Raw genomic sequence first — 6,074 nt, 5'->3', positions numbered from 1 at the left:
CCTACTCGCCCTGGCTCGACGCATGGTCGACGTCCTGTGGGCTCTGCTGCGCGACAACCGAACCTTCAGCCCGATCCCGCCATCGCAGGTCAGCGCTATCGCGGCTTGACATGGTCACTGAGATTCCTTTCAGGGGTTTCAGAGGTGGTGGCGCTGGGTCTTCTTGTCGTCGTCGTAGCGGGCGCGGGCCCGCGCGGTGGACTCCAGCGCGGAGACCTCGGCGACGGGGACGTCCCACCACGCCTCGCTGTCGGGGGCGGGGGCGAGCGGGTCGGTCTCGACGTGGACGACGGTGGTGCGCGGCGACGCGACCGCCGCGCGGAGCGCGTCCCGGAACCCGTCGACGCCTTCGGCGCGGAGCACGTCGGCGCCGAGGCTCGCGGCGTTGGCGGCGAGGTCGACGGGCAGGACGTCGCCGTCCAGCCCGGTGCCGGTGCGGGCCCGGTAGCGGGTGCCGAACCGCTCGGCGCCGACGCTCTCGGACAGGTTCCCGATGGAGGCGTAGCCGCGGTTCTCGATGAGGACGACGACGAGCTTGACGCCCTCGGCGACGGCCGTGGCCAGCTCCTGCGCCATCATCAGGTACGAGCCGTCGCCGACGAGGACGAACACCTCGCGGTCGGGGGCGGCCATCTTCACCCCGAGGCCGCCGGCGATCTCGTAGCCCATGCAGGAGTAGCCGTACTCGACGTGGTAGCCCTTGGGGTCCCGCGTCCGCCACAGTTTGTGCAGGTCGCCGGGCATGGACCCGGCCGCGCAGACGACGACGTCGCGGGGGCCGGACAGCTCGTTGACGACCCCGATGACCGCGGCCTGCGCGGGAAGCCCGTCGCCGCGCGCGCCGTACGCCCCGTCGACGACGGCGTTCCACCGCCCGGCGAGCTCCCGCGTCTTCGCGCGGTACGCGTCCGGGACGGAGTGGCCGCCGAGCGCGGCGCCGAGGGCCCGGAGCGCCTCCCCGGCGTCGGCGACGACCGCCGTCCCGGCGAGCTTGAGGGCGTCGGGACGGGCGACGTTGATGTTGACGAACCGGACGCCCGGGTCGGCGAACAGGCTGTGCGAGGCGGTGGTGAAGTCGCTGTAGCGGGTGCCGATGCCGACGACGGCATCGGCTTCGCGGGCGAGGGCGTTCGCGGCCGTGGTGCCGGTCGCGCCGATCGCCCCGACCGAGCACTCGTGGTCCCACGGCAGGGCGCCCTTGCCCGCCTGCGTCTCGGCGACCGGGATGCCGGTGCGCTCGGCGAAGGCGCGCAGTTCGTCGGTGGCCCGCGAGTAGATCACGCCGCCGCCCGCGACGATGAGCGGACGCTCCGCCGACCGGAGGACGGCCGCCGCCTCCTCGATCGCGGCCGGTTCGGGGACGGGGCGCGGGATGCGCCACACCCGGCGGTCGAACAGCTCGTCCGGCCAGTCGTACGCCTCCGCCTGGACGTCCTGCGGCAGCGCGAGCGTGACGGCGCCGGTCTCGGCCGGGTCGGTGAGGACGCGCATCGCCGCCAGCAGCGCGCTGGGGAGTTGCTCGGGACGGTTGATGCGGTCCCAGTACTTCGACACCGGCTTGAAGCAGTCGTTGACCGACACGTCGTAGGACCGCGCGTCCTCCAGCTCCTGGAGGACGGGGTTGGCGGCACGGGTCGCGAAGATGTCGCCGGGCAGAAGCAGCACCGGCAGCCGGTTGATGGTCGCCAGCGCGGCACCGGTGACCATGTTGGTCGCGCCGGGCCCGATGGACGTCGTGCAGGCGAACGTGGACAGCCGGTCGTTCATCCGGGCGTAGCCGGACGCCGTGTGCACCATCGCCTGCTCGTTGCGGGCCATGTAGTACGGGAAGTCGTCGGCGTGCTCCAGTAGCGCCTGGCCGAGCCCGGCGACGTTGCCGTGCCCGAAGATCCCGAAGCATCCGGCGAAGAAGCGCCGCTCTTCGCCGTCCCGCTCGCTGTACTGCGCCGCCAGGAAGCGGATGACCGCCTGGCCCACGGTGAGTCTCGTGCTCATATGACCTCCACTGCTGCGTCCACGGCTCCGGCCACATCGCCGTCGGCAGGGTAAAGAAGGGAGCGGCCGACGACCAGGCCCCGCACGGTCGGCAGCCGCATCGCGCGGCGCCAGCCGTCGCGGGCGGCGCGCGGGTCGGCGGACACCTCGCCGCCCAGCAGCAGCGCGGGCAGCGTGGAGGCGGCCATGACGCGCTCCATGTCCGGGACGACGGGGACCTTCAGCCAGGTGCGCGCGGAGGTCGTGCCGAGCCCGGACCCGATCGCGATCGCCCGGATCATCGCCTCGGGGCTGAGGTCGTTGCGGACGCGGCCGTCCACCCGGCGGGCGATGAACGGCTCCACCATCGCCATCAGCCCGTGCCCGGCGAGCGCCGACACCGCGCGGGCGCAGCTCTCCAGGGTGCGCGGGGTCGCCGGGTCGTCGTCGTCCACCCGCAGCAGCACCTTGCCGCCGTCGAAGCGGGACGCGGCGATCCCGTCGGCGCTGTAGGCGGTGAACCGGTCGTCGATCTCGAACGCGGAGCCGGCGAGCCCGCCCCGGTTCATCGAGCCGATCACGACCTTGCCGTCCAGGGCGCCGAGGAGCAGCAGGTCCTCGGCGACGTCGGGGGTGGCGAGGACGCCGTCCACGCCGGGGCGCTCCAGCGCCGTGCACAGCCGGTCGAGCAGCTCGCCGCGGTCGGCCATGGCGAGCGGGTCGCCGCCGGCGGCGAGCGCGCCGCGCGCCGGGTGGTCGGCGGCGATCAGCATCAGCCGCCCGGTGGCGCCGAGCAGCGCGGGGCGCCGGGTGCGGCGGGCGGCGGCCTCGGCGACGGCCTCGGGGCGGACGGCGCGGGTCTCGGCGAGCGCCGCGATCCGCCCGGCCCGCGCTCCGGCGGGGGACTCGGTGTCGAGGGTCACGGGGCCACCGCCGGCTCCGCGGACCCGGCGACCTCGGCGGTCGTCGGCATGGCGGCCGAGCAGGCGAGCCGGGACGCGACGATCGCGCCGGCCCGGTTGGCGAACGCGAGCACGCGCGCGAGGTCCCAGCCGGCGAGCAGCCCGTGGCAGAGGGCGCCGCCGAACGCGTCGCCGGCGCCGAGGCCGTTGACGACCTCGACCGGCAGCGCGGGCGCGGCGGCGGTCTCGCCGCCGGCCGCGACGGCGAGGACGCCGTCGGGGCCGCGCTTGACGACCGCGAGGCGCACGCCCCGGTCGAGCAGCGCGCGGGCGGCCCGCTCCGGGTCGCCCTCCCCCACGGCCATCTCGCATTCGGCGAGGTTGCCGACCGCGACCGTGGCGTGTTCGAGGGCCTCCCCCGCCCAGCGCCGCGCCTCCGCCGGCGACTCCCAGAACACGGGGCGGTAGTCGAGGTCGAGGACGGTGAGGTCGGCGCGGCGGCGCAGGCCGAGCGCGGCGAGCGTCGCCGTGCGGGACGGCTCGGCGCACAGCCCGGTCACCGTCGTCCACAGCACTCCGGCGGCCTCGATCGCGGGACGGTCCAGCTCGTCCGCGCGGATCTCCAGGTCGGGGGCCTTCGGGACGCGGTAGAAGTACAGCGGGAAGTCGTCGGGCGGGAACAGCTCGCAGAAGGTGACGGGCGTCGGCAGGCCGGGGACGTCGGCGACGTACCGGGCGTCCACCCCGTACTCGGCGAGGGCGCGGCGGACGAACCGGCCGAACGGGTCGGCGCCGGTGCGGGTGATCACGGCGGCGCGGCGGCCGTGCCGGGCGGCGGCGACCGCGACGTTGGTTGCGCTGCCGCCGAGGAAGCGGGCGAACGTCTCGACCTCGTCCAGCCGGGCGCCGGTCTGGAGCGGGTAGAGGTCGACGCCGACGCGGCCCATGGTGATGACGTCGAATCCGGTCATGCGGGGATCCCGGCGAGGAAGTCGACGCAGGCGCGGACGTCGTCGGCGGGGCCGGCGCCGGGCGCGGGCTCCGCGTCGATGATCATGTCCTGTTCGAGGACGTACCAGCCGTCGTACCCGGCGCCTTCGAGGGAGCGGACGATCCCGGCGATGTCGATGTCGCCCGCGCCGAGCGGGCGGTAGATGCCGGCGCGGACGGCGTCGGTGTAGGAGGTCGCGCCGGTCCGGACGGCGGCGGCGAGCGCGGCGTCGACGTCCTTGAGGTGGACGTGCGCGATCCGGCGGGGGGCGCGCGCGGCGAGCTCGCCGGGGTCGGTGCCGCCGATGAGCAGGTGGCCGGTGTCGAGGCAGAGCGGGATCGCCGAGCCGGCGAGGACGCGGTCGACCTCGTCGGACCGCTCCACCATCGTCCCGACGTGCGGGTGCAGCACCGCGCGGACGCCGGCGTCGGCGGCGACCGCGTCGATCCGGTCGAGGTTGCCGAGCAGCGCCGCCCAGCCGGCGGCGTCGAGCGCGGGGCGCTCGTCGTAGCCGTCCAGGCCGGTCACGGCCGCCAGCACCAGCGTGAGCCGCTCATTGGAGCGTTCCATCCCAAATCCGGACAGGATCCTCCGCACCTCCGGCAGCGGGTCGCGGTCCGGGTCGTGCAGCACGACCGGCGCGAACCCGCCCACCGGGCGCAGCCCGTACCCGGCGAGCAGCGCCGCGCGCTCGGCGGCCCCGGCCGGCAGGAAGCCGTCCGGCCCGAACTCGGCGGCGGCCAGCCCGAGGTCGCGCATCTCCGCCAGCACCCGCGCGGGCGCCAGCTGGTGGCCCCAGCCCGGCACCTCGCACACCCCCCACGAGATCGGGGCTCCCGCGACACGATCCTTGATCATCAGCTCACCATCTCTCCGGGAACGTGCTCCGGCCGGTCGTGGCACCGGCCCCGCCGAGTCTGCTGAAGGTCAGGAGGCGATGTCAATAGTTTGTTAGGACATTATGAGGTAATAAGTTAAACACACGGAACGAGGTACGATCGTCCCGCACGAGAGGAGACGATGGGTGTACCGACCGCGCGTGACCGTGGACCGCAGCAGCCCCGTGCCGCTGTACTACCAGCTCGCCCAGCAACTGGAGGCGGCGATCCGGGCCGGCGAGCTGGCCCCCGGCACCCGGCTGGAGAACGAGGTCGAGCTGGCCGACCGCTGCGGGCTGTCCCGCCCGACCGTCCGGCAGGCCATCCAGCACCTGGTGGACCGCGGGCTCCTCGTGCGCAAGCGGGGCGTCGGCACGCAGGTCGTGCGGTCGGAGATCCGCCGCCCGATCGAGCTGACCAGCCTGCACGACGACCTGGCGGCGGCCGGCCGGGAGCCGCGCACCCGCGTGCTGGAGCTCGGGCCCGTCCCCGCCGACGACAAGGTGGCCAAGGAGCTCGGCGTCCCGCCCGGCGCGGAGGTCGTCCGGATGCGCCGCATCCGCTGCACCGGCGAGGAGCCGCTCGCGCTGCTCACCAACTACCTGCCCGTCGACCTGATGAAGGTGACCGAGGCCGACCTCGCCGAGCACGGCCTGTACGAGCTGCTCCGCGCGACCGGCATCAACCTGCGCATCGCGAACCAGACCATCGGCGCGCGCGGCGCGACGGCGGCCGAGGCCCGGCTGCTGGACGAGCGGCGCGGCGTCCCGCTGCTGACCATGAACCGCACCGCCTACGACGACAAGGGCGTCGCGGTCGAGTACGGCTGCCACGTGTACCGCGCGGACCGCTACTCGTTCGCGCTCACCCTCGTGGAGCGGTAGCCGCCGGGCGGCGGCCCGCCGAACGCCGGGCGAACTCCTCTTGATCAATTAGAGCGCTCTATTGAATTAGAGCGCTCTAACGCTTACGGTGCAGGCATCCCCCCTTCCCGCATCAGGAGGAACCCGATGCACTTGAGACCCACCCCCAAGGGCGTCCGGCTGGCGGCCGCCGCCACCACCGCGGCGCTCGCCGCCGCCGTGCTGTCGGCCGCCCCGGCCGCCGCCGACGGCGACGAGCTCGCCCAGGTCCGCGCGGCGCTGGAGACCCCGCCGAACTACGACGACGAGGCGGGCGGCAACGCCAACGCCGACGACCCGGCGATCTGGAGCCACCCGAGCGACCGCGCCGGCGACCTCGTCGTCGCGACCCTCAAGGAGGGCGGCCTCGTCGTCTACGACGCCGCCGGCCGGGAGACGCAGCGGATCGCCGCCCCCACCCCGCCCC

At 74.6% G+C, this 6,074-nt stretch carries 6 protein-coding genes; 2 read left to right on the top strand and 4 right to left on the bottom strand.

Going from position 1 to position 6,074, the window contains the following annotated elements; all coding sequences use genetic code 11:
- Positions 1 to 138: 138 nt before the first annotated feature.
- From iolD to ETD96_RS39705, 4 genes are read right to left on the bottom strand one after another with little or no spacing between them, the layout of a single operon-like run.
- Positions 139 to 1,995, bottom strand: a complete 1,857-nt coding sequence (iolD, locus tag ETD96_RS39720; RefSeq protein ID WP_138641641.1) for a 3D-(3,5/4)-trihydroxycyclohexane-1,2-dione acylhydrolase (decyclizing) — start codon at positions 1,993 to 1,995, stop codon at positions 139 to 141.
- Complete coding sequence (locus tag ETD96_RS39715) at positions 1,992 to 2,897, bottom strand: Cgl0159 family (beta/alpha)8-fold protein (RefSeq protein ID WP_240808558.1); 906 nt, start codon at positions 2,895 to 2,897, stop codon at positions 1,992 to 1,994. The genes iolD and ETD96_RS39715 overlap by 4 nt, the downstream gene beginning before the upstream one ends.
- Positions 2,894 to 3,847 (bottom strand): 5-dehydro-2-deoxygluconokinase, encoded by a 954-nt coding sequence (gene iolC, locus ETD96_RS39710; protein WP_138641640.1) that lies wholly within the window; start codon positions 3,845 to 3,847, stop codon positions 2,894 to 2,896. The genes ETD96_RS39715 and iolC overlap by 4 nt, the downstream gene beginning before the upstream one ends.
- On the bottom strand, positions 3,844 to 4,725 hold the full coding sequence (locus ETD96_RS39705) for a TIM barrel protein (RefSeq protein WP_138641639.1): 882 nt from the start codon (positions 4,723 to 4,725) through the stop codon (positions 3,844 to 3,846). Before ETD96_RS39705 ends, iolC begins: the two co-directional genes overlap by 4 nt.
- A 166-nt stretch (positions 4,726 to 4,891) precedes the next feature.
- Here ETD96_RS39705 and ETD96_RS39700 point away from each other — a divergent pair, with 166 nt between their 5' ends.
- Complete coding sequence (locus ETD96_RS39700) at positions 4,892 to 5,629, top strand: GntR family transcriptional regulator (protein WP_138641638.1); 738 nt, start codon at positions 4,892 to 4,894, stop codon at positions 5,627 to 5,629.
- Positions 5,630 to 5,755: 126 nt separating this feature from the next.
- On the top strand, positions 5,756 to 6,074 hold a 319-nt coding region (locus ETD96_RS39695; protein WP_138641637.1), incomplete at its 3' end, for a phytase.

Source organism: Actinomadura geliboluensis, from assembly GCF_005889745.1.
Lineage (GTDB): Bacteria > Actinomycetota > Actinomycetes > Streptosporangiales > Streptosporangiaceae > Spirillospora > Spirillospora geliboluensis.
This window is presented reverse-complemented; position numbering and strand designations above follow the sequence as displayed.

What these genes read in the sequence shown, in the direction of transcription:
- iolD (WP_138641641.1), bottom strand. Translation starts at nt 1,995, where the DNA reads ATGAGCACGAGACTCACCGTGGGCCAGGCGGTCATCCGCTTCCTGGCG.
- iolC (WP_138641640.1), bottom strand. Translation starts at nt 3,847, where the DNA reads ATGACCGGATTCGACGTCATCACCATGGGCCGCGTCGGCGTCGACCTC.
- ETD96_RS39705 (WP_138641639.1), bottom strand. Translation starts at nt 4,725, where the DNA reads ATGATCAAGGATCGTGTCGCGGGAGCCCCGATCTCGTGGGGGGTGTGC.